Raw genomic sequence first — 25,870 nt, 5'->3', positions numbered from 1 at the left:
AAGAACGTACAAGACCGGGTCAGGCCCCCGCTCCTAGCGTGCGGGCGTGGCAGAGCAGACGGCAGGTACTGATCAGACGGTGGGCCCCGAAGACAGGGGCCGGGCAGAGCGGTCACCGTGTTCCCAGGAGCCGGACACCCCTCCCGAGCCGAGGGCCCGCGAGGACCGGGCCGTCGTAAGGGACGCCCTGGGCGTCGGAGTGGCGGTCGGCCTCTCCGGTTTCGCCTTCGGGGCGGCCTCGGCGGGGGCCGGGCTGAGCCTTCCGCAGACCTGCGCGCTCAGCCTCTTCGTCTTCACCGGAGCCTCGCAGTTCGCCCTGGTGGGCGCGCTCGCGGCGGGCGGCAATCCGCTGACCGCCGTGGCGGGCGCGTTCTTCCTGGGCGTCCGCAACGCCTTCTACGGGCTGCGGCTCTCGCGACTGCTGCGGCTGCCGCGCGCCGTGCGGCCCTTCGCCGCTCAGCTGGTCATCGACGAGACCTCGATCGTGACGTTCGTACAGCCGGACCGGCGCAGCGCCCGTATCGGCTTCACCGTCACCGGCCTGACCCTGTACGTGCTGTGGAACCTCTCCACGCTGGCGGGAGCGGCCGGTGCCGCCGCGCTCGGCGACACCGACGCCTGGGGCCTGGACGCGGCCGGCCCGGCCGTCTTCCTCGCCCTGCTCGCCCCGCTGCTGACCAGCACCGTCGAGCGGGCGACGGCGGCACTGGCCGTTCTGCTCGTGCTGGGGTGCACCCCGCTGCTGCCCGCGGGGGTGCCCGTGCTGGCCGCCGGGCTCGCCGCACCCCTCGTGCTCGCCCTCAAGGGACGCGCGATTCGTCCGACGCGACCCCCGGAGAGGCCCGGCAGCGCCCACGACGCCTATAGGGGCGCCCAAAACGAACAAAACGAACGCGAGGACGTTCACGACGCCCCCAAGGGCGCTCAAAACGCTCCTGGGGACATTGAAGTCTCCCGCGACGTCCCCGAGGAGGGCAGCAGCCGGTGAACGTCTGGATCGCCATCGCAGCCACCGCCGTCGGCTGCTATCTCGTCAAGCTGCTCGGCCTGTCCGTACCCGCCGGGGTGCTGGACCGCCCCTTCGTCAAGCGACTCGCCACTCTGGTCCCCGTGGCGCTGCTGGCCGCCCTCACCGCGCAGCAGACCTTGAGCGAAGGGGCCGGACTCGTCATCGACGCCCGCGCGGCGGGGCTCGGCGCGGCGGCAGTCGCACTCCTGCTGCGCGCCCCGTTCCTGCTGGTGATCGCCGTCGCCGTCATCGTCACCGCGGCTGTACGCGCACTCGGCGGCTGACGGCCCCCTCCCGGGCAGCCGCCAGGCCGCCGGCTTCCGGCCGCCCGCCGCCGGGCTCATCGCCCCGGCCCCGCGCCCGTACCGCCGCACCGTCCTCGGCGGCCCCGCTGCTGCGCGCGGAGACGGACGGGGGACCCGGGGCCTACAGGGGCCGCCCGTACGCGCGCAGGGTCAGCAGCGACTCGATGGTCACCATCGGGCGGCTCTCCAGGGCCGTGCCCGGCGCCCACTGACGCCAGTTGACCGGCCAGCCGCCGTCCTCCTCCTGCGACTGCGCGAGGAACTCCAGCGACCGGTCCATTTCCGCGTCGGAGAACCAGTGGCGGGCCAAGGAACCGGGGGAGCGGGCGTAGTCGTACGGGAAGTGATGCTCGCCCGGCGCGTACCCCTCGGACAGCGGATGGTCCGCCGCCCGCTCCGGCTCCAGGACGGCCAGCCGCTGCTCCCGTACGAGCTCGCCGAGGCGCTGGGCCGCCGCCTGCGCGCGCGTACGGTCCGGGGCACCGTCCAGGAAGGCGACGGCCGCCAGTACTTCGTAGGGGTGCGTCTTCGTCAGCGACTCGACCGCGGCCCAGCAGAAGTCGGTGGCTCTGAACAGCCACGCGTGCCACACCTCATTGCGGTGCAGCAGCCCCACCACGGGGCCGGTCGTCAGCAGTTCGCTCGGCGGATCGTCCACCACCGGCATCCAGGGGGCCGCCGGGTAGCCGCGCAGCGAGGGGTGGAGCGCGGGCAGCGCGCCGTCCGGGGTCGAGATGCCGGTCAGGTAGCGGCAGACGCGCTCCACCCGCTGCCCGCCGCAGCGTCCGATGCCGTCGAGTACGCGCAGCGCGTGCGCGACGTGCAGCGGCTGGCTCACCGGGCCCCGCAGATCGGGCTCCAGGGCGTAGCCGTATCCGCCGTCCGCCCCCAGGTAGGCGGTGAGCGCGGTCTCGACGGCATCGGCGGCGCGGTCGCTGTCGTCGAGGAAGTGGTAGGCGAATCGGCGTTGTTCGAGCACGCGGGCGGTCAGCCAGACGAAGTGCTCGGCGCGGTCTGCGTGTGATGCTCCGGAACGGGCCATGGTCAGACCGTAGGGCGGAAAACGGCGGCGGTCAGCGGCTCGTGCCGGGCTGCACCCGCAGGGCGGGGACCGGGCGCACGCGGTTGACGGTCCGCGGGTTCCCCATGCCGCCGCGGCAGGCTCGCGGGGGCCGTTCTGCTCGCCTATGCGCGCCGGCCGCCTTGCCCGCCGGTGCCCTGCCTGGACGGGCTCGCCGGCCCGTCTCGTTCCCGGCGGCGCCTCAACGGGCGGTGCGCGCCGCGCCCAGGGCGGCGGTGGTGGCCCGCGCGAGCCCGTCCAGATAGCCCGCCGGGAGGGGGGAGCGCACCATGACCAGGCGCCAGTAGAGGGGGCCGCAGGCCAGATCGAGGGCGAGGTCCACGCTGGTGTCGGCGGACAGCTCTCCCCGGGCCACCGCGTGGCGGACGATCGCTTCCGCTATGCCGCGCTGGGAGTCGCGTACGGCCGCTTGCAGCGCCTGGGCGATGTCCGGGTTGCGGGCCGCCTCGGCGAGCAGGTCAGGGAGGATCTGGGCGGCCATCGGGTGCTGCAGCAGCCGCGCGGTCACCTTCAGCAGCGCTTGTACGTCACCGAGCAGGGTGCCGGTGTCCGGCGTCGGCATGCCCTGGACCGCGAGGGCGGAGACCACATCGAGGACGATGGGCAGCTTCGAGCGCCAGCGGCGGTACACGGCGGCCTTGCCCACCCCGGCCCGGCGGGCGATGCGCTCGATCGACATGCGCCCGTACCCCACGGTGGCCAGCTCTTCGAAGACGGCGGCGCGGATCGCCTCGGTGACGTCCTCACGGAACGCGGCGGCCCCCGCGGGGGCGCGACGCGGCTTCTGGGACTCCTTTTCCATGCACTGAGCCTAACTCGGCGATGGAACGCTTGTGTTCCATCGTCTCCTCCTCTAGCGTTGACGAAACGACGGAACGCACCCGTTCCGACGTGATGTCATCTGCCCTCACGCCGCCCCGGGTCCGCGTGTCGCGCCCCGGCTGCCTTCCGGCGTGCCCCCCTACCGAAAGTTCCCAGGTGACCGAGTTCTCCACCGCCGTCCTCGAACGGTCCGCAGCCGCACCACTGACCCCATCGGAACTCGCCGCCGCGCATGGTCTCGCGGTGAGTGGTGCCCGGCCGGGGCTCGGGGAGTATGTGCGGCAGTTGTGGGATCGGCGGCATTTTATTGTGGCCTTTTCCCGGGCGAAGCTGACGGCGCAGTACAGTCAGGCGAAGCTGGGTCAGGTGTGGCAGGTTGCGACGCCGTTGCTGAATGCCATGGTGTATTTCTTTATCTTCGGTGTGTTGATGCAGCGGGGTAAGGCGATGGGCGGGATGGGGATTTATATTCCCTTCCTGGTGACGGGTGTTTTTGTTTTTACGTTCACCCAGAGTTCGGCGATGGCGGGGGTGCGGGCCATCGCGGGGAATTTGGGGCTGGTGCGGGCGCTGCATTTTCCGCGGGCGGCATTGCCGATTTCTTTCGCGTTGCAGCAGTTGCAGCAGTTGCTGTTCTCGATGTGTGTGCTGTTTGTGGTGCTGATCGCTTGCGGGCATTATCCGGATGCGGCGTGGCTGATCATTGTGCCGACGTTGGTGCTGCAGTTCGTGTTCAATACCGGGCTGGCGTTGGCGATGGCGCGGATGGGGAGCAAGACGCCGGACTTGGCGCAGTTGCTGCCGTTCATTCTGCGGACGTGGATGTATGCGTCCGGGGTGATGTACAGCATGACGGATCAGTTGCGGAAGGCGCATGCGCCGCATTGGGTGATCGAGGTGCTGGGGGCGAATCCGGCGTCGGTGTTCATTGATCTGATGCGGTTCGCGATGATCGACAGTTTCGGTGCGGGGAAGCTGCCGCCGCATGTGTGGGCGCTGGCGGTGGGCTGGGCGCTGGTGGTGGGGGCCGGGGGCTTCGTGTATTTCTGGAAGGCTGAGGAGCAGTACGGCCGTGGCTGAGCGGAACGCAGAACAAGACGCAGCGCCGCAGGACGCGGGGCAGAGTGCAGTGCAGGACGCGGGGCTGGGCTCGGGGCGGGGTGTGGGGCGGGTTCCGACGGTGATCGCGGATGAGCTGCATATCGTGTACCGGGTGTATGGGGGGAGTTCGGGGCGGGGGACTGCGACGGCCGCGCTGAACCGGATCGTGCGGCGGAAGCCGGGTGCGGGGGTGCGGAAGGTGCATGCGGTGAAGGGGGTGAGTTTTGCCTCGTACCGGGGGGAGGCGATCGGTTTGATCGGGTCGAACGGGTCGGGGAAGTCGACGTTGCTGCGGGCGATCGCGGGGTTGCTGCCGGCGGAGCGGGGGCGGGTGTACACCGATGGGCAGCCGTCGTTGCTGGGGGTGAACGCGGCGATGATGAATGATCTGACGGGTGAGAAGAATGTGATGCTCGGGGGGTTGGCGATGGGGATGTCGCGGGAGGAGGTCCGGGAGCGGTATCAGGGGATCGTGGACTTCTCGGGGATCAATGAGAAGGGTGATTTCATCTCGTTGCCGATGCGGACGTATTCGTCGGGGATGGCGGCGCGGCTGCGGTTCGCGATCGCGGCGGCGAAGGATCACGATGTGCTGATGATCGATGAGGCGCTGGCGACGGGGGACCGGTCGTTCCAGAAGCGGTCGGAGGCGCGGATCCGGGAGCTGCGCAAGGAGGCGGGGACGGTGTTCCTGGTCAGTCACAACAACAAGTCGATCCGGGACACCTGCGACCGGGTGCTGTGGCTGGAGCGGGGCGAGCTGCTGATGGACGGTCCGACGGACGAGGTCATCAAGGCGTACGAGAAGGAGACCAACCGCTGAACCCGCCGACACCCCGCCGGTCCCAGCGGTGATGTCATGGACGGTGCCGGCGGGCCGGGCGGAAGCGGGTGCGGAGGCCCGTACGGGGGCGCCGGGCAGGCACGGGCACAGAGGCCGTGCCGCGGGCGCGAGTGGCGGATGGCAGCGGGGCTGAGCGGTATGGAGCGGAACGGATGCGGTTGACGGTCTTCTGGCAGCGGATGGCGGATCACTTCGGTGAGGCGTACGCCGACTCCTTCGCACGCGATCATGTGATGGCGGAGCTCGGAGGGCGGACCGTGCACGAGGCGCTCGCCGCGGGCTGGAGCGCCAAGGACGTGTGGCGCGAGGTGTGTGTCGCCATGGACGTGCCCCGCGACAAGCGCTGAGCAGCGGGGCGACGCGGGGACATCGCGGCAGATGGGCCAGACTGGCCTCCGTGGCCCCGACAGATGAGACCGCTCAGGATGACCGCCGGCCGCCCGCGTCCGGCTCGCGTATGCCTCGCTGGCTGCCGCGTGCCATGGCGCTCGCGCTGGTCCTCTTCGCCTGCTTCCAGCTCGCCAGCTGGGCCTTTCACCAGCTCATCGGGTTGCTGCTGAACATCCTGATCGCGTTCTTCCTCGCGCTCGCGGTCGAGCCCGCGGTGGATCGGCTGGCCGCGCGCGGCATGCGCCGCGGCCTCGCCACCGGCCTGGTCTTCCTCGGGGTCGTCGTCGTTTCCGCCGGCTTCTTCGCGCTGCTCGGCTCGATGCTCGCCGACCAGATCTCCAACATGGTCGACGACTTCCCCTCCTACCTCGACTCGGTGATCAACTGGGTCAACAAGACCTTCAGCACCAGCCTGAACCGGGTCCAGGTCCAGGACAGCCTGCTGCACTCGGACTGGTTGCAGAAGTACGTGCAGAACAGCGCGAGCGGTGTGCTCGACGTCTCCGCGACCGTGCTCGGGGGCCTGTTCAGGATCCTGACAGTGCTGCTGTTCTCGTTCTACTTCGCGGCCGACGGGCCCCGGCTGCGGCGCGGGCTGTGCTCCGTGCTGCCGCCCAGCCGCCAGGCGGAGGTGCTGCGCGCCTGGGATCTCGCGGTCGCCAAGACCGGCGGTTACATCTACTCGCGCGCTCTTATGGCCGTGGTTTCCGGCGTCGCCCACTACATACTGCTGGAGATCCTGGGCGTGCCGTACGCCCCGGCGCTCGGGATCTGGGTGGGGTTCGTCTCGCAGTTCATCCCGACGATCGGCACCTACCTCGCGGGCGCGCTGCCGATGCTGATCGCCTTCACGGTGAACCCCTGGTACGCGGTGTGGGTGCTCGGGTTCGTCGTGGTGTACCAGCAGTTCGAGAACTACGTGCTGCAGCCGCGCATCACCGCGAAGACCGTGGACATCCACCCGGCCGTGGCCTTCGGGTCGGTGATCGCGGGCACCGCGCTGCTGGGCGCCGTGGGCGCGCTGATCGCGATCCCGGCGACCGCGACGCTCCAGGCGTTCCTCGGCACGTATGTGAGGCGCTACGAGATCACGGACGAAGCGCGTCTGCCCGACCGCCGGCGGCCCAGGCCGGCGGGGCGCGTGCGCCGGGCCCTGCGCCGGAATCCGCCGCCCGACGGCCACGACGACGAGGGCTGAACCCCGTCGCTTCCGCCGCCCGCCCCGCCATTCCGGGCGGCGTGGTGCGCTTGACACCGAAATCGAACAGCCATTCTTATAGGGGCTCCGGCCCTGGTTACCGGGACGGTCCCGGCCGAGTTATCCACAGGGCGGCACGACGTCAGGGCCGATTGTCAGTGGCAGGCGTTAGCGTCGTGGACGTGAAGCGATCGACTCAAGCAAATCGGGTGGAACCCATGGCAGGTACCGACCGCGAGAAGGCGCTCGACGCCGCACTCGCACAGATTGAACGGCAATTCGGCAAGGGCGCCGTGATGCGTCTCGGTGACCGGCCGAACGAACCCATCGAGGTCATCCCCACCGGGTCGACCGCGCTCGACGTCGCACTCGGCGTCGGCGGGCTGCCGCGTGGCCGCGTGGTGGAGGTGTACGGCCCGGAGTCCTCCGGTAAGACGACCCTCACGCTGCACGCCGTGGCCAACGCGCAGAAGGCCGGCGGCACGGTCGCCTTCGTCGACGCGGAGCACGCGCTCGACCCGGAGTACGCCAAGGCGCTCGGCGTCGACACGGACAACCTCATCCTCTCCCAGCCGGACACCGGGGAGCAGGCGCTGGAGATCGTGGACATGCTGATCCGCTCCGGCGCCCTCGACCTGATCGTCATCGACTCCGTCGCCGCCCTGGTGCCGCGCGCGGAGATCGAGGGCGAGATGGGCGACTCGCACGTCGGTCTCCAGGCCCGGCTGATGAGCCAGGCGCTCCGCAAGATCACCAGCGCGCTCAGCCAGTCCAAGACCACCGCGATCTTCATCAACCAGCTCCGCGAGAAGATCGGCGTCATGTTCGGCTCCCCGGAGACGACGACCGGTGGTCGGGCGCTGAAGTTCTACGCGTCGGTGCGGCTCGACATCCGCCGTATCGAGACCCTCAAGGACGGCACCGACGCGGTCGGCAACCGCACCCGCGTCAAGGTCGTCAAGAACAAGGTCGCGCCGCCCTTCAAGCAGGCCGAGTTCGACATCCTCTACGGGCACGGCATCAGCCGCGAGGGCGGTCTGATCGACATGGGCGTCGATCACGGCTTCGTCCGCAAGGCCGGTGCCTGGTACACGTACGAGGGCGACCAGCTCGGCCAGGGCAAGGAGAACGCCCGCAACTTCCTGCGGGACAACCCCGACCTCGCCAACGAGATCGAGAAGAAGATCAAGGAAAAGCTGGGCGTGGGTGTGAGGCCCGGGGCGGTGCCGGCCGAGCCCGGCGCGGACGCGGCAGGCACCGTGGCCGACGAGCCGGCCAAGTCGGTCCCGGCCCCGGCCCCGGCGACGAAGGCCGGTACCAAGGCCGCCAAGACGGCGGCGGCCAAGAGCTAGCCCATGACACGGCGAACCGACTGGCCGGACAGCCCCGGCGCGGATGATCAGCCGGGCGACCGGGAGGGGGAGTGGGAAGGGAGCCCAGGCCGGGGCCGCGCGGGCGGCAGACGTACGGGCGGTCGCGGGGGCGGCCGTACGGGCGGAGGCCCGGGCCGGGGGACGAGCAGACGTGCGGGCGGCGGCACCTCGCCGGACTCCGGCGCGGAGGACGCCGAGCCGGACGGCAGGCATGAGGCGCCGCGCGACCCCGGTGAGCAGGCACGGGCGATATGCCTGCGGCTGCTCACCGGATCACCGCGCACCCGCAAGCAGCTCGCGGACGCCCTGAGCAAACGCGACATCCCGGAGGACGTGGCGGAGGAGGTGCTGTCCCGGTTCGAGGACGTCGGGCTGATCGACGACGCGGCGTTCGCCGAGGCATGGGTGGAGTCCCGGCACCACAGCCGGGGTCTCGCCCGTCGGGCTCTCGCGCGCGAGCTGCGCACCAAGGGAGTGCACACCGCGCTCATCGACGAGGCCGTCGGGCAGCTCGACGCCGAGCAGGAGGAGCGCACCGCCCGCGAGCTCGTCGCGCGGAAGCTGCGCGCGAGCCGCGGACTGGACCGTGAGAAGCGGCTCAGGCGTCTCGCCGGGATGCTGGCCCGCAAGGGGTACCCGGAGGGCCTGGCCCTGCGGGTGGTGCGCAGTGCGCTGGAGGAGGAGGGCGAGGACCCCGAGCTGCTGGAGGCCCACCTGCCCGACGCCTAGCTCCAAGGCGCGTACCGCCGTGCCGGGCCGGACAGCACGCAGGCCGTGGCCCGCCGAGGCGGCCAGGGCGAAGGTATGGCGGCGGGGGACCCGCACGCCCGTACCACCAGCCCGCCCCGGCATACCGGCGCCGCCGGCTCACCCCTGCGCGCCGCCAGAGCCACCGGTCCGCTTCGGCATGCCCGGCCACCAGTCCGCCCCGGCGTATCGGCGCCACCAGTCCGCTCCCGCGCGCCGCCCGTACCACCGGCCTGCCCGGCCCGGTATTCCGGTGCCGCCAGCTTCCCTCTCGCCACCAGCCTGCCCCGGCATGCCCGTGCCGCCGGCCTGGCCCGACCCGGGACTACCGCTCCCCGCCCCGCTTCTCCACCGGCAGCCCGGCCTCCCGCCAAGCCTGGAAGCCGCCCGCCAGGTCCGTCGCGTGCCGAAGGCCCAACTGCCGCAGGCTGACGGCCGCCAGGCTCGACGCGTAGCCCTCGTTGCAGATCACGACCGCCCGCAGGTCATGGCCGCTCGCCTCTGCCGCGCGGTGGTCGCACGCCGGGTCGAGGCGCCATTCCAGCTCGTTGCGCTCCACGATCAGGGCGCCGGGGATGACGCCGTCCCGGTCGCGCAGCGCCGCGTAGCGGATGTCGACCAGCAGCCCGCCGCCGTCCTGGACGGCCGCGGCCTCGTGCGGGCCGAGCCGGTTCAGTGAGGCCCGCGCCTCGGCCAGCAGTTCCTCGACCGTCATGCCCACTCCTCCCTCCTCCGTCATGCCCCCCGCCATGCTCCCCCCGTCATGCCCATTCCTCGGCGCGCTCGACCTGTTCGAGCCGCAGCAGCGGGCCGGTCCGGCTGTAGCGCCGCATGAGCGGCAGCGGCGGGTAGTACGCGTGCACCGACACCGCGTGCCGGTCCTCGGACGCGTTGAACACCTGGTGCACATGGTGCGGCCCGAAGGCCCGGCCGCGGCCGTCCGAGAGCTGCCGGCGGCGGTCGACGCCGTCCGCCAGTTCCAGCGTCTTCCAGCCCTCGGTGGGCAGTTGGGCCGCCAGGGACTGCTCGGTCAGCTCACCGGCCGCCGCGGCGAACGCGCCGTGCGAGCCGCCGTGGTCGTGCCAGCCGGTGCCGGTCCCCGGCGGCCAGCCGATCAGCCACGCCTCGCTGCCGCCCGGCCCCTCCAGCCGCATCCAGGTGCGGCCTTCGGGATCCAGGGGGAGCGAGGCCACCAGCGCGGCGTCCCCGGCGATCCGCCGTGCGTAGCCGAGGAGTTCGGCGGCGGTGGGCGCCGCCCCCGCCGCCGCGGCAGACGACGGCGGTACGGGCGCCCCACCCGGCGGCGCGGTCGGCGCGTCAGAGGGAGTGGGGTCCGCCGCGGTATCGGGCGCGGGAATACGGACAACAGGAAGTGACACAGAAACCGTCCTGAAAGATCGCGAAGATACGCGGCTCCGCACGGCCGCGCGAGTGCATGCTGGATCAGCAGGACGGACGACAGACGCAGCCCGCGTAGCGGACCAGGTCCAGATGGACCCTCCGCCAGAAACGCGCACCACTTTCAGTCACGTTCCGGAGTCAATCACGGCGGTTCGGGCAGGTCAACGGTTGGCCGTAGCCTCACTCGCAGGCGCGGACACCGGCGCCGTGACGGCGCCGCCGCGCGCCGCGTCCGCGCACGCGTACAGCTCCGCGGGCCGCACCCCGGAGAGCGCCGCCACCAGATGCCCGTCCGGTCGCACCACCAGCACCGTGTGCGCGGGCGCACCCGGGTACCCCTCGGCGACCAGCAGCTCGGCCCGTACCGGCAGCGCGGCGACCGCGGCCGCCAGCCGCGGCATCAGCCCGGCGCCCAGCCAGTGCCGCCGCTCCCACACCCCCGTGCCGGGAGCGACGAGCACCACCAGCAGGTCCCGCCCCAGCCGGTCCACGAGCCAGGCCGCCGAGCCGTCCGGCGCGGTCACCGGCACATCGGCGGCGGTCGCGCCGACGGCCGTGCCGACGGTCACGGAACCCGTCGGCTCGGCGGAGGGCGCCAGGGGCGTACGGGTGTGCACCGGCGGCGCCCCCAGCGCGCCCCGCCCCAGATGCCCGTCGGTGAGCAGCCCGTCGCGCCCCCGCCCCGAGCCCGGCACCACCGCGCGCCGCACCACCCGCCAGCCGCCCGAGCCCCGCAGCCCGGGAAGCGCCTGGTCGGCGGCGCGCAGCCGACGGCCGACGGCGGTCCGCCGCTCCGCCTGGTAGCTGTCGAGCAGCACATCCGACGCCCCGTGGTGCTGTGCCACCCCCAGCTTCCAGGAGAGGTTGTCGACGTCCCGCAGCCCCTCCTCCACCCCCTGCGTCCCGAGCGCCCCGAGCAGGTGCGCGGCGTCGCCCGCGAGGAAGGCGCGGCCGGTCCGCCAGCGCCTCGCGAGCCGGTGGTGCACGGCGTGCACGCCGGTGTCCAGAAGCTCGTACGGTGGTACGTCCCCGCACCACCCCGTCAGTGAGTCCCGCACCCGGGAGATCAGGGCGTCCGGGGTGACCAGGTCGCGGCCCGGCGGCAGCAGCCAGTCCAGCCGCCACACCCCGGCCGGCAGCGGCCGGGCCGTGACCTCGCCGCCGTGCGGCGGCGAACGGTGCAGCACGCCCTCGCCGGGCCAGGGCAGTTCGCAGCGGAGTGCCGCCACCGCGTGCCGCTCCACGGCCGTACGTCCTGGGAAGCGCACCCCCAGCAGCTTGCGGACGTTGGAGCGGGCGCCGTCGCACCCGACGAGGTAACTCCCGCGCCACCAGGTGCCGTTGTCGCCTCGGGTGCGTACGGTGATGCCGTCGGCGTCCTGTTCCAGGCTGTCGACGCGGCTGCCCTGGACGAGCCGGACCAGCGGTTCGCCGGCGAGGGCCACACGCAGGGACCGCGTCAGTACGTGCTGCGGGATGTGCAGCGGCGAGAGGCCGGCGGGCTCCGCCTCCGCCTCGTCGTCGGCGTCCGCCCCGGCCCCGTGGAGCCGCGAACCGAGGCTCTCACCGGCCGGGCCGCCCGCGACGGTCTCCTCGTCCTCGTCGCCGAAGGCCAGCCGGTACACCACGCTCCGGCGGCGCAGCGTGCGCCATCCGCTCCAGCGCGCCCCGCCGTCCAGCGGGCACCCCAGCCGGGCCAGCAGGGCGACGGTGTCCGGCCGCAGCAGGACCGTACGGGCCGCGCGCCGCTCTTCGTCCCCCGTGCCCTCGTCGAGGACGATGACCGGCACCTCGTGGCGCGCGAGCCCGAGGGCGAGGGTGAGGCCGACCGGCCCGGCCCCGACGACGATCACCGGGTCCACTGAACAGCCCCCTCGGCGCCGCGGAGCGCGCAAGCGGCGCCGCTGGGTGTGCGGCCCGGATGGGGCGTACGGGCCGTGCGGGGGCTGGCAGTTGAAGCCGGGGGCGCGATCACAGAACGTATGCAACCCACTGCGCGTGCTTGCGTCAAGTGACACCAGCCTACTCGGCGGCGCACCGGAACGAGTGCGCCCCGTCGGCCGCGCACGGCAGTCGACGGGGCGTCACCAGGAGGCGCGTCAAGGAGCCTTGGGGCCCGTTCCCGCGTCGTCCTGCCCGGGCGCGGCGCTGTGACCGGGGTCGACCATGACGGTCGCGGCGGTGGCCTTGAGCGCGGGCGGGCTGCCCTTGCGGCTGCGCCGGCTGCGCCGCTCGACCCAGGTGGCGAGCGACGACAGGGCGAGGCAGAGCAGGATGTAGAGGGAACCGAAGACGATCACCATCGGAATGAAGGCGTACACGCCGTTCACCGGCGGGGTCTGCTGGGCGAACGACTTGCCGACGAAGAGCAGCTCTTCGTAGAGGATCACGAAGCCGAGCGAGGTGTCCTTGAGGGTCACCACGAGCTGGCTGATGATCGACGGCAGCATCGAGCGGACCGCCTGGGGGACCAGGACGGTGGTCATCACCTGGGTCTTGCGCAGCCCGATGGCGTACGCGGCCTCGCTCTGGCCCTTGGGCACGGCGTTGATTCCGGACCGGAAGATCTCCGCCTGCACCGAGCCGTTGTAGAGCGTCAGGCCGATGATCAGCGCCCACATCGGCTCGGTGGTGAAGACCGCCGCGAACAGCAGGAAGATCATGATGAGCAGCGGCATCGCGCGGAAGAACTCCACGACCACCGTCGCCGCCCACCGGACCGGCTTGTGGTCGGAGAGCCGTCCGGTCGCCAGCACCGCGCCGAGCGCCACCGAGAGCGCCGCGGCGATCGCGAAGGTCTTGAGCGTGGTCAGCAGGCCGTCGACGATGCGCTGCTGGGTGTCGGTGTACTCGTACGCCTCCCACAGCCCGGTCTGGAACTGCCCGGTGTCGTTGAACTTGTAGATGACCAGGGCGATCAGCCCGAGGATCGCGACCGAGGAGACCAGGCCGTAGAGCCGGTTGCGTACCCGGGACTTCGGCCCCGGAACGTCGTAGAGAACGCTGGAACTCATCGGGCCACCGCCAGCCGGTTCTCCAGCAGCCGGAAGAGGCCGCTGAGCGCGAAAGTGATGATCATGTAGCTGATCGCGATCCACACGAAGATCACATAGATGTTGTAGCCGGCGGCCGCGTTCAGCGTCTGCTGCACCGAGCCCAGCTCGGAGACGTTGAAGCCGGAGGCGATCGCCGAGTTCTTGGTGAGGGCGATCAGCAGGCTGCCGATCGGCGGCAGCGCCGTGCGCCCCGCCTGCGGCAGCACGATCTGGCCGAGCGTCTGGCCGAAGGTCATCCCGATCGACCGGGCGGCCTCGGCCTGCCCCACCGGCACCGTGTTGATGCCGGAGCGGAGCGCCTCGCAGATGAACGCGGAGGTGTAGCACCCCAGCGCCATCACGGCGAGCCAGAAGGAGTCCCACCCTTTGAGGCCCAGTGCGGGCAGGCCCAGGGTGACGACCAGGAAGAGGAGCACCAGCGGGGTGTTGCGCAGCAGCGTCACCCAGGTCGTGCCGAATATGCGCAGGGCGGGCACCGGAGAGACGCGGAACGCGGCTATGAGGGTGCCCAGCACCAGTGCGAGCAGTGAGCTGAGCACCGTCAGCTCGACGGTTCCGAAGAACCCTTCGCGAAACATCGCGAAGTTGTCCACCAAAACGTTCAAGTCAACTCTCCGGGGATCGCGCGGCGGACGCCCGCGGTCGTGGCGTCCGGTCCTCGGGGGACCGGCGCCGCGTCCGCGGAACGATCAGGCGTCAGCCGCCGCCGCTGGGCGGGTCAGTAACGGTCGACCGAGGGGACGGCCGGGGCGGCGGCACCGGAGAGACCGAGCGTCGCGTCGTACGCCTTCTTCCAGTCGCCGTTCTTCTCGTGTGCCTCGATCGCGTTGTTGACCGCGTCGCGCAGCGCCTTGTCGCCCTTCTTGAGGCCGACGCCGTAGGGCTCCTTGGAGAACGTCTTGCCGACGACCTTCAGCGCGCCCTTGTTCTGCGCGGCGTACCCCTTGAGGATCGAGTCGTCGGTCGTGACGGCGTCCACCGAGCCGTTGACGAGGTCCTGCACGCAGACCTGGTAGGTCTGCTGCGACTTGACCTCGGCGGCGCCGTACTTCGCTTCCTTGATCCGCTGGAGCGGGGTGGAGCCGGTCGCCGAGCAGACCTTCTTGCCCTTGAGGTCCTCCGGGCCGGCGATCTTGCTGTCGGCCTTCACCAGCAGGTCCTGGCCGGCGATGTAGTACGGGCCACCGAAGTCGATCTGCTTCTTGCGCTCGTCGTTGATCGTGTACGTGCCGACGTACAGGTCCACGCCGCCACTGGCGATCTGGGTCTCGCGGGCCTCCGAGGGCACCGTCTTCCAGGCGATGTGGTCCTCGTCGAAGCCGAGGTCCGCGGCGATCATGCGGGCGATCTCGACGTCGAAGCCGGTCCGCTTCTTGGTGGTGGGATTCTCGAAGCCGAGGCCGGGCTGGTCGGCCTTGGTGCCGATGGTGATCTTCTTGCCCTTGATCTTCGAGAAGACCGACGAACCCTTCACGTCCGCGGCGGTGTTCACCTTGTAGGGCGGCAGCGCCGAGGCCGACTTGCCGCCGCCGGCCTTGTCGGAGTCGTCGTTGGGGCTGCCCGACTTGCCGCAGGCGGTCGCGGACAGCGCGAGCGCGACTACCGCGGCGGCCACGGATGCGGTCCTGCTGAGCTTCATGGTGAACATCCTTTGCGTCGGAAGAGGTTGGCGTCGGGCGCGATCAGCGGGTGATCGGGCGGCCGGCCGACGGGCGGCCGAGGCGATCGGCGAGCGATCGGCCTTCGATGCGTGGGCGGTGCGCGAGGTGCGTACGGACCGGTGCGGACCCGGCGCGCGAGCGGGGCGCGATCAGTGCGTGACCGGCGCGCGAGCGGCGTGCCCCCGGCGCGCGGCCGGGACACGTCAGCGCCCGGTCAGTGGTGCAGGATCTTCGACAGGAAGTCTTTCGCCCGGTCGCTGCGCGGGTTGCTGAAGAACTGGTCCGGCTGCGCCTCTTCGACGATGCGCCCGTCCGCCATGAAGACCACACGATTCGCCGCGGAGCGCGCGAACCCCATCTCGTGAGTGACCACGATCATCGTCATGCCGTCCCGGGCGAGCTGCTGCATGACCTCCAGCACCTCATTGATCATCTCCGGGTCGAGCGCCGAGGTCGGCTCGTCGAAGAGCATCACCTTCGGGTCCATGGCCAGCGCCCGGGCGATCGCCACGCGCTGCTGCTGGCCGCCGGAGAGCTGGGCCGGGTACTTCTCCGCCTGGGCCCCCACACCGACCCGGTCGAGCAGAGCGCGGGCCTTGTCCTCGGCGGCCTTCTTCTCCACCTTGCGGACCTTCGTCTGACCGAGCGTCACGTTCTCCAGCACGGTCTTGTGGGCGAAGAGATTGAAGGACTGGAAGACCATGCCCACGTCCGCGCGCAGCCGGGCCAGCTCCTTGCCCTCCTGCGGCAGCGGCTTGCCGTCGATGCTGATCGCACCGGAGTCGATCGTCTCCAGCCGGTTGATCGCCCGGCACAGGGTCGACTTGCCGGATCCGGACGGCCCGATGACCACGACGACCTCGCCGCGCTCGATGGTCAGATCGATGTCCTGGAGTACGTGCAGTGCGCCGAAGTGCTTGTTGACGTTCTCCAGCGCGACCAGGACGTCCGCCGCGGGTGCCGTGTCTTTGGTGCCCTTGGTCACCGGTACTTCGCTCATCGGCGTTCCTCGCTCCGTCCTCCGTGGTTGAAAGGACAGTAATGAGGGGCGTCGCGCAGCGTCATTACATCTGAGCTGGAATTGAGCATAACGATCCGGCTGCAAAGCGACACTCCGTCGCAAGGCGGCGCACTGGCGTACCGGCTGCATAACAGAAGGCCGCGTGGGCAACGGAACCTCTTGACGAGCACCGCTTCCATCAGCGTGGATTCGGTGTCGGCGCATCGCGGAGCCGTCGGCGCGCGATGAACGAAGAGGGGACCGGAGCGATGCGACTGCTGCTCGTGGAGGACGACGAGCGTGTCGCCGCGGCGCTCGCCGCGGTGCTCGCCCGGCACGGCTTCGAGTGCGTGCACGCCCGCAGCGGCGAGGAGGCGCTGGCGGCGCTGCTGCCCGGCGCGGGCGCGCCCTTCGGCTGCGTGCTCCTCGACCTCGGCCTGCCGGACCAGGACGGCTTCGAGGTGTGCGGCAAGATCCGCAAACGCACCAGCACCCCCGTCATCATGGTGACCGCGCGCGCCGACACCAGGTCCAAGATCCACGGACTGAACCTCGGGGCCGACGACTACGTGGTCAAGCCGTACGACACCGGCGAACTGCTCGCCCGCATCCACGCGGTCGGCCGCCGCACCCCGCCCGCCGGCGGCGCGAGCCGGCCGGGCCCCCGCGACGACGCCAGACGCGCGCTGCGCATCGGGTCAGTCACCATCGAACTGCCCAACCGCCTGGTCAGAGTGGACGGCGCGCCCGTATCCCTGACCCGCAAGGAATTCGACCTGCTCGCGCTGCTCGCCCAGCGCCCCGGCGTCGTCTTCCGCCGCGAACAGATCATCAGCGAGGTCTGGCGCACCAGCTGGGAGGGGACCGGGCGCACCCTGGAGGTGCACATCGCCTCCCTCCGCTCCAAGCTGCGGATGCCCGCGCTGATCGAGACGGTCCGCGGCGTCGGTTACAAGATCGTCGATCCGGTCGGCTGACGGCCGCGACGAGCCTGTGCGCACCCGACTCCTCCCCCTGCTCATCGTCCTGATGGCCGGGGTCCTGATCGCCCTCGGGCTGCCGCTCGCCGGCAGTCAGGCCGCCGCCGAGCAGCAGCGCGTCGTCGTCGACCGCATCGACGACACCGCGCGCTTCGCCTCCCTGGCCCAGTACGTCACCACCCGGCCGGCGCAGGGCGGCGAGGAGGAGGACGAGCGGCTCACCACGCTCACGGACGAACTCGCCCGGTACGAGAGCGTGTACGGCATTCATGCCGGTGTCTTCTACCGCGACGGTACGGCCATGGCCGCAGCGCCGGCGGGGTGGGCCGTACCGTCGGAGTCCGAGGGCGAGCAGGCGTTCCAAGAAGCGCTCGCCGGCCGCCGCAGCCACGACCCCAGCCAGGTCTGGCCCTGGCGGCAGCACGCCCGCCTCGCCGTCGCCTCACCCGTCGTCCGGGACGGCGATGTCATCGCGGTCGTCGTCACCGACTCGCCCACCGGGCAGCTGCGCTCCCGGATCCTGCACGGCTGGCTGCTGCTCATCGCGGGCGAACTGGCGGCGATGCTGCTCGCCGTCGGGGCCGCGTTCCGGCTCACCAGCTGGGTGCTGCGGCCCGTACGGACCCTCGACGCGGCCGCGCACGGCATCGCCACCGGCCGGATGAAATCCCGCGTCGCGCCCGGCGGCGGCCCACCGGAACTGCGCCGTCTGGCCAGGTCGTTCAACGAGATGGCCGACAACGTCGAGAACGTCCTGGAACAGCAGCGCGCCTTCGTCGCCGACGCCTCGCACCAGCTCCGCAACCCGCTCGCCGCGCTGATGCTGCGCATCGAACTCCTCGGCCTCGAACTCCCCGACGGCAACGAGGAGATCGCCTCCGTCAAGAGCGAAGGCAAACGGCTCGCCCAGGTCCTCGACGACCTCCTCGGCCTGGCACTGGCCGAACACGCCCCCGCCAACCTCCAGCTGACGGACGTCGCGGAACTCGCGTCCGGCCGCGTCGGCGCCTGGTCCCAGCTCGCCGCCCGGGAAGGCGTCGACCTCGCCTACCGAGGGGCCGCGGCGGCGACCGGCTGGGCCGATCCGATCGCCCTCTCCAGCGCCCTCGACGCCGTTCTGGACAACGCCCTGAAGTTCACGCCCGAGGGCGAACGGGTCCGTGTCGGCGTCCAGGCGGACGGCGGCAGCGTCACCCTCGTCGTCGCCGACGGCGGCCCCGGCCTCACCGACGATGAGCTCGGCCGCGTCGGCGACCGCTTCTGGCGCAGCAGCCGGCATCAGAACATCTCCGGCTCGGGGCTGGGCCTGTCCATATCCCGGGTCCTGCTCGCCGCGGGCGGCGCCACCATCGCGTACGAGCCGAACGAGCCGAACGGTTTGCGGGTGACGATCACGGTGCCACGCCACGGCGACGAATGAGCCCGCGCCCCTTGTCGCCTTGCCGCCGCTCCTGTCCGCGTCCCCGCGTCAGGGCTTGACCGAGAGGTAGTACCGCCGCGCCCCCTCGTGCAGCGGCAGCGGGTCGGTGAAGACGGCGGTGCGCAGGTCGACCTTCTGCGCGGCGTGCACCTCCACGCCGATCCGGTCCCGGCTCTTGATCACTGTCCGTGTCACGCTCTCGGCGAGCGCCGCGTCCGTGCGGTCCGTGGTGACCAGGAGGTTCGCGACCGCGATCGTCTTCACCGCGTGCTCCGCGTGCAGCTCGGGATAGGCGTCGACGGGCATGACCGCCGCCCGGTAGTAGCGCGCCTTCGCGCCGAGCCGGTGCAGCGGACCGATCAGGTCGCCGAGCTGCACGAGCCGGATCGGGTGGCGCAGCGCCAGATTCTGGACCGCCGCCGTCGGCAGCCCCCCGGACCAGAAGAACGCGTCGAGCTTCCCCTCCTCCAGCAGCTTCGGCATCTTGTCGATTCCGACCCGTACGGGCGTGATGTCCCGCTCGAAGTCCAGCCCCGCCGCCTCCAGCAGCCGCCGCGTGATCAGCTGCACGCCGGAGCCGTCCTCGCCGACCCCGATGCGCAGCTTCCGCAGGTCCCGCGCGGAGCCCACCGCCGAGCCCTTCGGGACGACCAGCTGCATGTAGTCGTCGTAGAGCCGCGCGCACGCGCGCAGCCGGTCCGCGTCCCGGCCGTGCTCGTCCAGGTACGCGGAGACCGCGTCGGCCGTTGCGAACGTGAAGTTCGCCTGCCCCGCCGTGAGCTTGCCCAGATTGTCGACCGAGCCCTGACTGCGCGTGAGCCGCACATCCAGCGCGGGCGAGTCCCGCCCCAGATCGTCCTTGAGCAGGTCCCCGTACCGCGAGTACACCCCCGACGGCACCCCCGTGGCCAGCGCCACCTGCCCCTTGACCACCGGCGCACCGTCGGACGGCAGCAGCCACCACCCCAGCAGCGCGAGCACAGCGGCGATCACGGCGGCGCCCATCAGGGCGCGACGCCTGCCCAGGCGGGGAAGTGCGGTGACCATGGGCGGGATACTGCCAGTCACCCCCCTCCCTGGGGAGGGGCGTGGAGAGCATCGATCAGGTAACGAGTGCGCAGGTCCAGCGCGTACAGGGCTTTCACCCTCCGTAGTCGTACCGCCGGTCCGACGGCCGGCCCGGGGGCCCTTACCCTGGACGGGTGAGCGGTGACGAAGTGGGTGGCGGAGCAGTGGGCGGCTTGAAAACGTACGAGGTGCGCACCTACGGGTGCCAGATGAACGTCCACGACTCGGAGCGACTGTCCGGCCTGCTGGAGGGCGCGGGCTATGTCCGCGCGCCCGAGGGGACCGCCGAGGGCGACGCCGACGTCGTCGTCTTCAACACCTGCGCGGTGCGGGAGAACGCCGACAACAAGCTGTACGGCAACCTCGGCCGGCTCGCCCCCATGAAGACGAAGCGGCCCGGCATGCAGATCGCCGTCGGCGGGTGCCTCGCGCAGAAGGACCGCGACACCATCGTCGAGCGGGCCCCCTGGGTCGACGTCGTCTTCGGGACGCACAACATCGGCAAGCTGCCGGTGCTGCTGGAGCGCGCCCGCGTCCAGGAAGAGGCGCAGGTCGAGATCGCCGAGTCGCTGGAGGCGTTCCCCTCCACGCTGCCGACGCGGCGCGAGAGCGCGTACGCGGCCTGGGTGTCGATCTCCGTCGGCTGCAACAACACCTGCACCTTCTGCATCGTCCCGGCGCTGCGCGGCAAGGAGAAGGACCGCCGTCCCGGCGACATCCTCGCCGAGGTGGAGGCGCTGGTCGCCGAGGGCGTCAGCGAGATCACCCTGCTCGGCCAGAACGTCAACGCGTACGGCTCCGACATCGGCGACCGGGAGGCGTTCTCCAAGCTGCTGCGCGCCTGCGGCACCATCGAGGGGCTGGACCGGGTCCGCTTCACCTCGCCGCACCCGCGCGACTTCACCGACGACGTCATCGCCGCCATGGCCGAGACGCCGAACGTGATGCCGCAGCTGCACATGCCGCTCCAGTCCGGCTCGGACACCGTGCTCAAGGCGATGCGCCGCTCGTACCGGCAGGACCGCTTCCTCGGCATCATCGAGAAGGTGCGCGCCGCCATGCCGGACGCCGCCCTCTCCACCGACATCATCGTGGGCTTCCCCGGCGAGACCGAGGAGGACTTCGAGCAGACGATGCACGCGGTGCGCGAGGCGCGCTTCGCGCAGGCGTTCACCTTCCAGTACTCGAAGCGCCCCGGAACCCCCGCCGCCGAGATGGACGGGCAGGTCCCCAAGGCCGTCGTGCAGGAGCGGTACGAGCGCCTGGTCGCCCTCCAGGAGGAGATCTCCTGGGCGGAGAACAAGAAGCAGGTCGGCCGCACCCTGGAGGTCATGGTCGCCGAGGGCGAGGGCCGCAAGGACGGTGCCACGAAGCGGCTGTCCGGACGCGCTCCCGACAACCGCCTGGTGCACTTCAACCCCAGCCGGCGGGCGGCGGGCGACGCCGAGGGCACCGCGCCCGAGGAAGCGGTGCGCCCCGGCGACACGGTGACCGTCGAGATCACCTACGCCGCCCCGCACCACCTGCTCGCCGAAGGCCCCGCCAAGGCCGTCCGCCGCACCCGCGCGGGCGACGCCTGGCAGCGGCGGCAGGGCGCCCCGGCCGAGCCGCCCAAGGGCGTCATGCTGGGCCTGCCGGGCATCGGAGCGCCCGCGCCGAGCCCGGCGCCGGCCGTGCCGGGCTGCGGCTGAGCGGGCAGGGGGCGGCCCGCCCGTACGGACGGCAGCGGGCGACGGACAGCGCGAGCGGGGGAGCGGCGATGGCCATCTGCGCCTGATCGTGGAGACGATGGACGGCCGTCGCGAGCGTGCGCGCTGGGTGGCCGGAGTGATGGGCAGCGTGGAGGGCACCCGCGTGGAGGCCATGGCGGCGCCGGAGGCGCACGTACGGCACCACCTGCCCACGCGTCCGCGCAACGCACGGACACGGCGCACCCGGCTGTTCCGGGACGGCGACGGCCTCCTGATGGTCGTGGACACCTCCTGGCGGGACTTCTACAGCCGGTTCACCGTGGCGGAGATGGTCTACGACAGCGACGCCCCGCCGCCCCCGGCCCCGCCGGAACCTGACCCCCGGGAGCGGGAGCGGGAGCGGGAGCGGGAGCGGGAGCGGGAGCGGGCGGAGGAGCGGGAGCAGGCCGCCGAACAGCCGGACGGCCAGGCTCCGGACACCGACCGGTACGCGGACGGCATACCGGTCAAACCGTCCTGGCTGGGCCGCGACGACCTGCCCTGACACGGCCGCGTACGGCTGTGCCGCGGGCGTCCTCGCCGCACGCGGCCGCATGGAGCCACCGCCTTGTTAAGGTGCGCCCATGCTCGTAGCCGCCGCCGTCTGCCCCTGCCCGCCGCTGCTCGTCCCGGAAGTCGCCGCCGGGGCCGCGCCCGAGCTGGCGGAGCTGCGGGCCGCGTGTGTGGACGCCATCGCCGTGCTCGCCGCCGCCCGCCCCGAACGGCTCGTCGTCATCGGCCCCGCCGAACAGGCGGGGCGCGGTCCGCACCCTCAGGGCGCGGTGGGTTCGTTCCGCGGTTTCGGCGTGGACCTCGACGTACGGCTCGGGCCGGGCGAGGCCGCGGGGGAGCGGGAGCTGCCGCCCTCGCTCGCCGTCGGCGCCTGGCTGCTGGAGCGTACGGGCTGGGCCGCCGCGCCGGTGGAGGGGCTGGGCGTCGGCGAACCGCTGGCGGGCGACCGCTGCCGGGAGGTGGGCCGGGAGACGGCCGCCTCGGCCGAGCGGGTCGCCCTCCTCGTGATGGGCGACGGCAGCGCCTGCCGCACCCTGAAGGCCCCCGGCTATCTCGACGAGCGCGCACCGGGCTTCGACGCCGCCGCCGCGCGGGCCCTGGGCGCGGCGGACGTCGAGGCGCTGGCCGCGCTGGACGAGGAGCTGGCCTGTGAGCTGAAGGTCTCCGGCCGCGCCCCCTGGCAGGTCCTCGCCGGCGCGGGTACGGGCGCGGGGCTCGGCGGAGCGCTGCTCTACGACGAGGCGCCGTACGGGGTGGGGTACTACGTCGCGGCCTGGTCGTAACACCGGCGGCGCGGGAAGCGCCGAGGCGCGGCGCGCCCCGGCGACGCGGGCGCGGAGTCTCCGCCCCGCGTCCGCGTCGCGGAGGGATCAGGAAGGTGCCGAGCCGCCTCCGGAGCCCTTCCCGTCGTTCTCGTCCTTCCGGGCGAGGCGGTCGAGGGCTTCCTTGGCCTTGCCCGTGCCGGTCTCGATCTGGCTGCTGTACTTGCCCTTGGTCTTGGAGTCGACCGTCTGGGCCGCCTTCGCCAGACCCTGCTCGATCTTGCCCCCGTGCTGCTGCGCGAGGTCGCCGGCCTTGTCCTTCACCGGTCCGAGCTTGGATTTCAGATTGTCTAGCAGGCCCATGGGCCACCTTCCCTCTCGGAGGACTTAACTACGGGCGCTCTCACCGGCCTCGCTGTCGGCCGCCGCCTGCGCGGACTGCTGCTTCGGAATCTCCACCGCCTCGGCCGGGGCCTTGGCGCCGCCCGACTCCTCGGGCCGCTCCGTGCCGCTGTCGGCGCTCGCCTCCGCGGCCTCGTCGGCTGCCGTGACCGCGTCCGCCGCCGTGACCGCGGCCTCGGCCGGCTCCGCCGTCAGAGTGGCGGTGGCCGCCTCCTCGGTTGACGCCTCGGCCGACTTCCGGCGAAACCTTGCAAACACGCCCATATCTGCTCCATAACCTTACTCGTGTGGGCGAAATCCCGCGTGGCCCTGGGCGTCCCCTTACGACGCCACCGGGGCACCGGCCCGTAAACCGGCTGTCGGAACCTCGCAACAGGCAACGAACCCGACAGCACCGCGTCACGTCGCTCATTCGAGGAGTGTGCCCAAGGTTTGCGAGACTGACCCCGTGAACAGCGCAGTTCCCGCACCGCGGGTCATCGCAGTCGTCGGTCCCACCGCGGCGGGCAAGTCCGATCTGGGCGTCGCCATCGCCCGGCAGCTCGGCGGCGAGGTCGTCAACGCCGACTCCATGCAGCTCTACCGCGGCATGGACATCGGCACGGCCAAGTTGACGGTGGACGAACGCCAGGGGGTGGTCCACCGGCTCCTCGACATCTGGGACGTACAGGAGGCGGCCAGCGTCGCCGAGTACCAGCGGCTCGCCCGCGCCGAGATCGACCGGCTGCTCGCCGAGGGCCGCATCCCGGTCCTCGTCGGCGGCTCCGGGCTCTACATCAAGGGCGCGATCGACGTGCTCGACTTCCCCGGCACCGACCCCGAAGTGCGGGCCCGCCTGGAGGGCGAGCTGGAGCGGGACGGCTCCGGGGCGCTGCACGCCCGGCTGGCCGCCGCCGACCCCGCCGCCGCCCACGCCATCCTGCCCGGCAACGGACGCCGCATCGTGCGCGCCCTGGAGGTCATCGAGATCACCGGCCGCCCCTTCACCGCGAATCTCCCCGGCCACGAGGCGGCGTACGACACGCTCCAGATCGGGGTCGACGTGGAGCGGCCCGAGCTGGACGAGCGGATCGCCCTGCGCGTCGACCGCATGTGGGAGGCCGGGCTCATGGACGAAGTGCGGGAGCTGGAGCGCGCCGGGCTGCGCGAGGGCCGCACCGCCTCCCGCGCCCTCGGCTACCAGCAGGTGCTCGCGCACCTTGCGGGGGAGAGCACCGAGGAGGCGGCGCGGGCCGAGACCGTACGGGCCACCAAGCGGTTCGCGCGCCGTCAGGACTCGTGGTTCCGGCGTGACCCGCGGGTCCACTGGCTCAGTGGGGCGGCCGGCCGGCAGGCGGAACTGGAAGGGCACGCGTTGGCGTTGGTCGAACGGACGGTCACAGCCTGATCACGTGATGGCATCGGGACGCTCCGGGCGGTCTCGCGGCCTCCGTGAGCGTGCCATCATCGAGCTCCGATCGAGCTGTAACGAGCCGTGAAATCCGAGTTGGGAGGGCGTGTGGCGATGGAGGCCGGCCCTCGCGGCAGACCGCAGCCGCAGCCGCGGAACGAGCCGGAACCGCTGACTCCCGACGGCCCCGGCGGCATCGCCGACGACGGGCTCGCAGCCGTGGCCGACGACGGCCCCGAGGAGGGGGCGGGCACCGCCCCGGAGGCGTTCCGCGACCTGCGCCCCCAGCGCCGGCTGCGGATCTGGCAGCTCGCGCCGATCGTCATGCTCGCGGCCCTCGGCTCGCTGATGTTCGCCTTCCCGCTCGCCTTCGAGTTCGGCGACGGCGGCCGCGTGGTCGCCATGCTCGGGCTGCTCATCAGCTGCTGCGGGGCCGGCTGGGGCGTGATGGCCGCCCGCCGCGTCGGGTACACCTGGCCGGGCCTGCCGCCCCGCGGCTCCGGGCGACGCCCGGACTGGCGGTATGTGGCGCTGTACGCGGCCGTCGCCGTGGCCCTGGTCTCGCTGGCCGTCTGGCGCGTCGCCCGCCTGCGATAACGGCTCCCGCAACCCGTACCATCGACGTGTGAGCACCGCGCGCATCGCCTTCCTCAAGGGACACGGCACCGAGAACGACTTCGTGATCCTCCCCGACCCCGACGGGCAGCTGGAGCTGTCCCCGGCGGCCGTCGCCCGGCTGTGCGACCGGCGGGCCGGGATCGGCGCGGACGGGGTGCTGCGGGTCGTACGGTCCGCGGCGCACCCCGAGGCGCGGCCGATGGCGGACGCCGCCGAGTGGTTCATGGACTACCGCAACAGCGACGGCTCCGTCGCCGAGATGTGCGGCAACGGCGTCCGCGTCTTCGCGCGCTACCTCCAGCGCGCCGGTCTCGTCGAGGCGGGCGACCTCACCATCGCCACGCGCGCGGGCACCCGGCGGGTGCACGTGGCCAAGGCCGACGCGGACGGTGAGGCCGGTGAGTTCGGCGATGTCACCGTGGAGATGGGCGCGGCGCGGCTGCCGGCGGGCGACGTCACCGTGGCGGTCGGGGGCCTTCGCTGGCCCGCCCGCAACGTGAACATGGGCAACCCGCACGCGATCTCCTTCGTCGGCGATCTCGCCGAGGCGGGCGACCTGCTCAGTGCCCCCGTCGTCAGCCCGGCCGCCGCCTACCCGGACGGTGCCAACGTGGAGTTCGTCGTCGACCGCGGCCCGCGCCACGTCGCGATGCGCGTCCACGAGCGCGGCTCCGGCGAGACCCGGTCCTGCGGTACGGGCGCGTGCGCCGTCATGGTCGCCGCCGCCCGCCGCGACGGCGTCGACCCGGCCGTCACCGGCCTCCCCGTCACGTACACCGTGGACGTGCCGGGCGGCCGCCTGCGGATCGCCGAGAACCCGGACGGGACCATCGAGATGACCGGCCCCGCCGTGATCGTCGCCGAGGGCTTCCTCGACCCGGCGTGGCTGGATTCGGCGCTCGCCTCCTAACGCCCCTCCCGCGTTGCGGCGTTCGCTCCGGCGCGCCGCCCGGCGGAGGCCCCGCGGTCACCACCGGGCGGAACGCCGGCCGCGTCGGCG

General features: G+C 72.1%; 29 protein-coding genes. 16 read left to right on the top strand and 13 right to left on the bottom strand.

The features are described 5' to 3' along the window. The first annotated feature begins 46 nt into the window (after positions 1–46). Both AC07AB_RS14430 and AC07AB_RS14425 read left to right on the top strand, forming a co-directional pair. A complete protein-coding gene (locus AC07AB_RS14430; protein WP_478565380.1) occupies positions 47–988 on the top strand; it encodes an AzlC family ABC transporter permease in 942 nt (313 codons plus the stop codon). Beyond that, a complete protein-coding gene (locus tag AC07AB_RS14425) occupies positions 985–1,293 on the top strand; it encodes an AzlD domain-containing protein (RefSeq protein ID WP_478565377.1) in 309 nt (102 codons plus the stop codon). Before AC07AB_RS14430 ends, AC07AB_RS14425 begins: the two co-directional genes overlap by 4 nt. A gap of 142 nt (positions 1,294–1,435) precedes the next feature. Here the strand turns inward: AC07AB_RS14425 and AC07AB_RS14420 are convergent, their stop codons facing one another. Both AC07AB_RS14420 and AC07AB_RS14415 read right to left on the bottom strand, forming a co-directional pair. Further along, the gene (locus AC07AB_RS14420; protein WP_478565374.1) at positions 1,436–2,356 is read right to left on the bottom strand and encodes a hypothetical protein; all 921 of its coding nucleotides are present in this window, start codon (positions 2,354–2,356) and stop codon (positions 1,436–1,438) included. A gap of 220 nt (positions 2,357–2,576) precedes the next feature. Beyond that, a complete protein-coding gene (locus AC07AB_RS14415) occupies positions 2,577–3,197 on the bottom strand; it encodes a TetR/AcrR family transcriptional regulator (protein ID WP_478565371.1) in 621 nt (206 codons plus the stop codon). A 176-nt stretch (positions 3,198–3,373) separates the two neighbouring features. On the opposite strand from AC07AB_RS14415, the gene AC07AB_RS14410 reads away from it, so the two are divergent. From AC07AB_RS14410 to recX, 6 genes are all read left to right on the top strand, one after another. Then, positions 3,374–4,297 (top strand): ABC transporter permease, encoded by a 924-nt coding sequence (locus AC07AB_RS14410; RefSeq protein ID WP_478565368.1) that lies wholly within the window; start codon positions 3,374–3,376, stop codon positions 4,295–4,297. A gap of 49 nt (positions 4,298–4,346) precedes the next feature. Next, positions 4,347–5,141 (top strand): ABC transporter ATP-binding protein, encoded by a 795-nt coding sequence (locus tag AC07AB_RS14405; protein ID WP_478565477.1) that lies wholly within the window; start codon positions 4,347–4,349, stop codon positions 5,139–5,141. Between the two features lie 173 nt (positions 5,142–5,314). Then, complete coding sequence (locus tag AC07AB_RS14400; RefSeq protein ID WP_478565365.1) at positions 5,315–5,509, top strand: DUF3046 domain-containing protein; 195 nt, start codon at positions 5,315–5,317, stop codon at positions 5,507–5,509. A 110-nt stretch (positions 5,510–5,619) separates the two neighbouring features. Then, complete coding sequence (locus tag AC07AB_RS14395) at positions 5,620–6,750, top strand: AI-2E family transporter (protein WP_478565474.1); 1,131 nt, start codon at positions 5,620–5,622, stop codon at positions 6,748–6,750. Between the two features lie 209 nt (positions 6,751–6,959). Continuing rightward, on the top strand, positions 6,960–8,102 hold the full coding sequence (recA, locus tag AC07AB_RS14390; protein ID WP_478565362.1) for a recombinase RecA: 1,143 nt from the start codon (positions 6,960–6,962) through the stop codon (positions 8,100–8,102). A gap of 3 nt (positions 8,103–8,105) precedes the next feature. Beyond that, positions 8,106–8,852, top strand: coding sequence for a recombination regulator RecX (recX, locus tag AC07AB_RS14385; RefSeq protein ID WP_478565359.1), 747 nt, complete (start codon positions 8,106–8,108; stop codon positions 8,850–8,852). Positions 8,853–9,195: 343 nt separating this feature from the next. Here the strand turns inward: recX and AC07AB_RS14380 are convergent, their stop codons facing one another. From AC07AB_RS14380 to AC07AB_RS14345, 8 genes are all read right to left on the bottom strand, one after another. Further along, entirely contained in the window at positions 9,196–9,585 is a 390-nt protein-coding gene (locus AC07AB_RS14380; protein ID WP_478565356.1) for a rhodanese-like domain-containing protein, read from the bottom strand. A 46-nt stretch (positions 9,586–9,631) separates the two neighbouring features. Beyond that, the gene (locus AC07AB_RS14375; RefSeq protein ID WP_478565353.1) at positions 9,632–10,249 is read right to left on the bottom strand and encodes a cupin domain-containing protein; all 618 of its coding nucleotides are present in this window, start codon (positions 10,247–10,249) and stop codon (positions 9,632–9,634) included. A 64-nt stretch (positions 10,250–10,313) separates the two neighbouring features. Further along, a complete protein-coding gene (locus AC07AB_RS14370) occupies positions 10,314–10,400 on the bottom strand; it encodes a putative leader peptide (protein ID WP_324606970.1) in 87 nt (28 codons plus the stop codon). 32 nt (positions 10,401–10,432) lie between these two features. Further along, positions 10,433–12,133: an FAD-dependent monooxygenase gene (locus tag AC07AB_RS14365; RefSeq protein ID WP_478565350.1), complete on the bottom strand. Its 1,701-nt coding sequence runs from the start codon at positions 12,131–12,133 to the stop codon at positions 10,433–10,435. Between the two features lie 237 nt (positions 12,134–12,370). After that, positions 12,371–13,285 carry an amino acid ABC transporter permease gene (locus AC07AB_RS14360; RefSeq protein WP_478565347.1) on the bottom strand — a complete coding sequence of 305 codons (915 nt, stop codon included), beginning with the start codon at positions 13,283–13,285 and terminating at the stop codon, positions 12,371–12,373. Beyond that, positions 13,282–13,932, bottom strand: coding sequence for an amino acid ABC transporter permease (locus AC07AB_RS14355; RefSeq protein ID WP_478565345.1), 651 nt, complete (start codon positions 13,930–13,932; stop codon positions 13,282–13,284). Before AC07AB_RS14355 ends, AC07AB_RS14360 begins: the two co-directional genes overlap by 4 nt. A 113-nt stretch (positions 13,933–14,045) precedes the next feature. Beyond that, the gene (locus tag AC07AB_RS14350) at positions 14,046–14,966 is read right to left on the bottom strand and encodes a glutamate ABC transporter substrate-binding protein (RefSeq protein WP_478565342.1); all 921 of its coding nucleotides are present in this window, start codon (positions 14,964–14,966) and stop codon (positions 14,046–14,048) included. A 236-nt stretch (positions 14,967–15,202) separates the two neighbouring features. Next, positions 15,203–15,988, bottom strand: coding sequence for an amino acid ABC transporter ATP-binding protein (locus AC07AB_RS14345; protein ID WP_478565339.1), 786 nt, complete (start codon positions 15,986–15,988; stop codon positions 15,203–15,205). A 269-nt stretch (positions 15,989–16,257) separates the two neighbouring features. Between AC07AB_RS14345 and AC07AB_RS14340 the strand changes: the two genes are divergently transcribed. Both AC07AB_RS14340 and AC07AB_RS14335 read left to right on the top strand, forming a co-directional pair. Beyond that, entirely contained in the window at positions 16,258–16,965 is a 708-nt protein-coding gene (locus AC07AB_RS14340; protein ID WP_478565471.1) for a response regulator transcription factor, read from the top strand. Positions 16,966–16,981: 16 nt separating this feature from the next. After that, complete coding sequence (locus tag AC07AB_RS14335; RefSeq protein WP_478565336.1) at positions 16,982–18,388, top strand: sensor histidine kinase; 1,407 nt, start codon at positions 16,982–16,984, stop codon at positions 18,386–18,388. A 48-nt stretch (positions 18,389–18,436) separates the two neighbouring features. Here AC07AB_RS14335 and AC07AB_RS14330 read toward each other — a convergent pair whose 3' ends face one another. Beyond that, positions 18,437–19,435: a TAXI family TRAP transporter solute-binding subunit gene (locus AC07AB_RS14330; RefSeq protein ID WP_478565333.1), complete on the bottom strand. Its 999-nt coding sequence runs from the start codon at positions 19,433–19,435 to the stop codon at positions 18,437–18,439. 155 nt (positions 19,436–19,590) lie between these two features. Between AC07AB_RS14330 and miaB the strand changes: the two genes are divergently transcribed. From miaB to AC07AB_RS14315, 3 genes are all read left to right on the top strand, one after another. After that, a complete protein-coding gene (gene miaB / locus AC07AB_RS14325; protein ID WP_478565330.1) occupies positions 19,591–21,147 on the top strand; it encodes a tRNA (N6-isopentenyl adenosine(37)-C2)-methylthiotransferase MiaB in 1,557 nt (518 codons plus the stop codon). 97 nt (positions 21,148–21,244) lie between these two features. Then, positions 21,245–21,691, top strand: a complete 447-nt coding sequence (locus AC07AB_RS14320; RefSeq protein ID WP_478565327.1) for a hypothetical protein — start codon at positions 21,245–21,247, stop codon at positions 21,689–21,691. Positions 21,692–21,770: 79 nt separating this feature from the next. After that, entirely contained in the window at positions 21,771–22,481 is a 711-nt protein-coding gene (locus tag AC07AB_RS14315) for a class III extradiol dioxygenase subunit B-like domain-containing protein (RefSeq protein ID WP_478565324.1), read from the top strand. 87 nt (positions 22,482–22,568) lie between these two features. On the opposite strand, the gene AC07AB_RS14310 is transcribed toward AC07AB_RS14315, so the two are convergent. Next, positions 22,569–22,823 carry an antitoxin gene (locus tag AC07AB_RS14310; protein ID WP_478565321.1) on the bottom strand — a complete coding sequence of 85 codons (255 nt, stop codon included), beginning with the start codon at positions 22,821–22,823 and terminating at the stop codon, positions 22,569–22,571. 24 nt (positions 22,824–22,847) lie between these two features. Next, a complete protein-coding gene (locus AC07AB_RS14305; protein WP_478565318.1) occupies positions 22,848–23,126 on the bottom strand; it encodes a hypothetical protein in 279 nt (92 codons plus the stop codon). Positions 23,127–23,310: 184 nt separating this feature from the next. Here AC07AB_RS14305 and miaA point away from each other — a divergent pair, with 184 nt between their 5' ends. The 3 genes from miaA to dapF all read left to right on the top strand — a co-directional run bounded on the left by miaA (position 23,311) and on the right by dapF (position 25,780). Further along, positions 23,311–24,249, top strand: coding sequence for a tRNA (adenosine(37)-N6)-dimethylallyltransferase MiaA (gene miaA / locus AC07AB_RS14300; RefSeq protein ID WP_478565315.1), 939 nt, complete (start codon positions 23,311–23,313; stop codon positions 24,247–24,249). A 117-nt stretch (positions 24,250–24,366) separates the two neighbouring features. Beyond that, positions 24,367–24,849 carry a hypothetical protein gene (locus tag AC07AB_RS14295; protein WP_478565468.1) on the top strand — a complete coding sequence of 161 codons (483 nt, stop codon included), beginning with the start codon at positions 24,367–24,369 and terminating at the stop codon, positions 24,847–24,849. Between the two features lie 28 nt (positions 24,850–24,877). Continuing rightward, positions 24,878–25,780: a diaminopimelate epimerase gene (gene dapF / locus AC07AB_RS14290; protein ID WP_478565313.1), complete on the top strand. Its 903-nt coding sequence runs from the start codon at positions 24,878–24,880 to the stop codon at positions 25,778–25,780. The last annotated feature ends 90 nt before the right edge of the window (positions 25,781–25,870 follow it).

Source organism: Streptomyces sp. NPDC044033 (genome assembly GCF_056434425.1).
The sequence above is the reverse complement of the archived record's forward strand: the minus strand, read 5'-3'. Positions and strand labels throughout refer to the sequence as shown.

What these genes read in the sequence shown, in the direction of transcription:
- AC07AB_RS14420 (WP_478565374.1), bottom strand. Translation starts at nt 2,356, where the DNA reads ATGGCCCGTTCCGGAGCATCACACGCAGACCGCGCCGAGCACTTCGTC.
- AC07AB_RS14415 (WP_478565371.1), bottom strand. Translation starts at nt 3,197, where the DNA reads ATGGAAAAGGAGTCCCAGAAGCCGCGTCGCGCCCCCGCGGGGGCCGCC.
- AC07AB_RS14400 (WP_478565365.1), top strand. Translation starts at nt 5,315, where the DNA reads ATGCGGTTGACGGTCTTCTGGCAGCGGATGGCGGATCACTTCGGTGAG.
- AC07AB_RS14395 (WP_478565474.1), top strand. Translation starts at nt 5,620, where the DNA reads ATGCCTCGCTGGCTGCCGCGTGCCATGGCGCTCGCGCTGGTCCTCTTC.
- recX (WP_478565359.1), top strand. Translation starts at nt 8,106, where the DNA reads ATGACACGGCGAACCGACTGGCCGGACAGCCCCGGCGCGGATGATCAG.
- AC07AB_RS14380 (WP_478565356.1), bottom strand. Translation starts at nt 9,585, where the DNA reads ATGACGGTCGAGGAACTGCTGGCCGAGGCGCGGGCCTCACTGAACCGG.
- AC07AB_RS14360 (WP_478565347.1), bottom strand. Translation starts at nt 13,285, where the DNA reads ATGAGTTCCAGCGTTCTCTACGACGTTCCGGGGCCGAAGTCCCGGGTA.
- AC07AB_RS14350 (WP_478565342.1), bottom strand. Translation starts at nt 14,966, where the DNA reads ATGAAGCTCAGCAGGACCGCATCCGTGGCCGCCGCGGTAGTCGCGCTC.
- AC07AB_RS14345 (WP_478565339.1), bottom strand. Translation starts at nt 15,988, where the DNA reads ATGAGCGAAGTACCGGTGACCAAGGGCACCAAAGACACGGCACCCGCG.
- AC07AB_RS14340 (WP_478565471.1), top strand. Translation starts at nt 16,258, where the DNA reads ATGCGACTGCTGCTCGTGGAGGACGACGAGCGTGTCGCCGCGGCGCTC.
- AC07AB_RS14330 (WP_478565333.1), bottom strand. Translation starts at nt 19,435, where the DNA reads ATGGTCACCGCACTTCCCCGCCTGGGCAGGCGTCGCGCCCTGATGGGC.
- AC07AB_RS14320 (WP_478565327.1), top strand. Translation starts at nt 21,245, where the DNA reads ATGGACGGCCGTCGCGAGCGTGCGCGCTGGGTGGCCGGAGTGATGGGC.
- AC07AB_RS14315 (WP_478565324.1), top strand. Translation starts at nt 21,771, where the DNA reads ATGCTCGTAGCCGCCGCCGTCTGCCCCTGCCCGCCGCTGCTCGTCCCG.
- AC07AB_RS14310 (WP_478565321.1), bottom strand. Translation starts at nt 22,823, where the DNA reads ATGGGCCTGCTAGACAATCTGAAATCCAAGCTCGGACCGGTGAAGGAC.
- AC07AB_RS14305 (WP_478565318.1), bottom strand. Translation starts at nt 23,126, where the DNA reads ATGGGCGTGTTTGCAAGGTTTCGCCGGAAGTCGGCCGAGGCGTCAACC.
- AC07AB_RS14295 (WP_478565468.1), top strand. Translation starts at nt 24,367, where the DNA reads ATGGAGGCCGGCCCTCGCGGCAGACCGCAGCCGCAGCCGCGGAACGAG.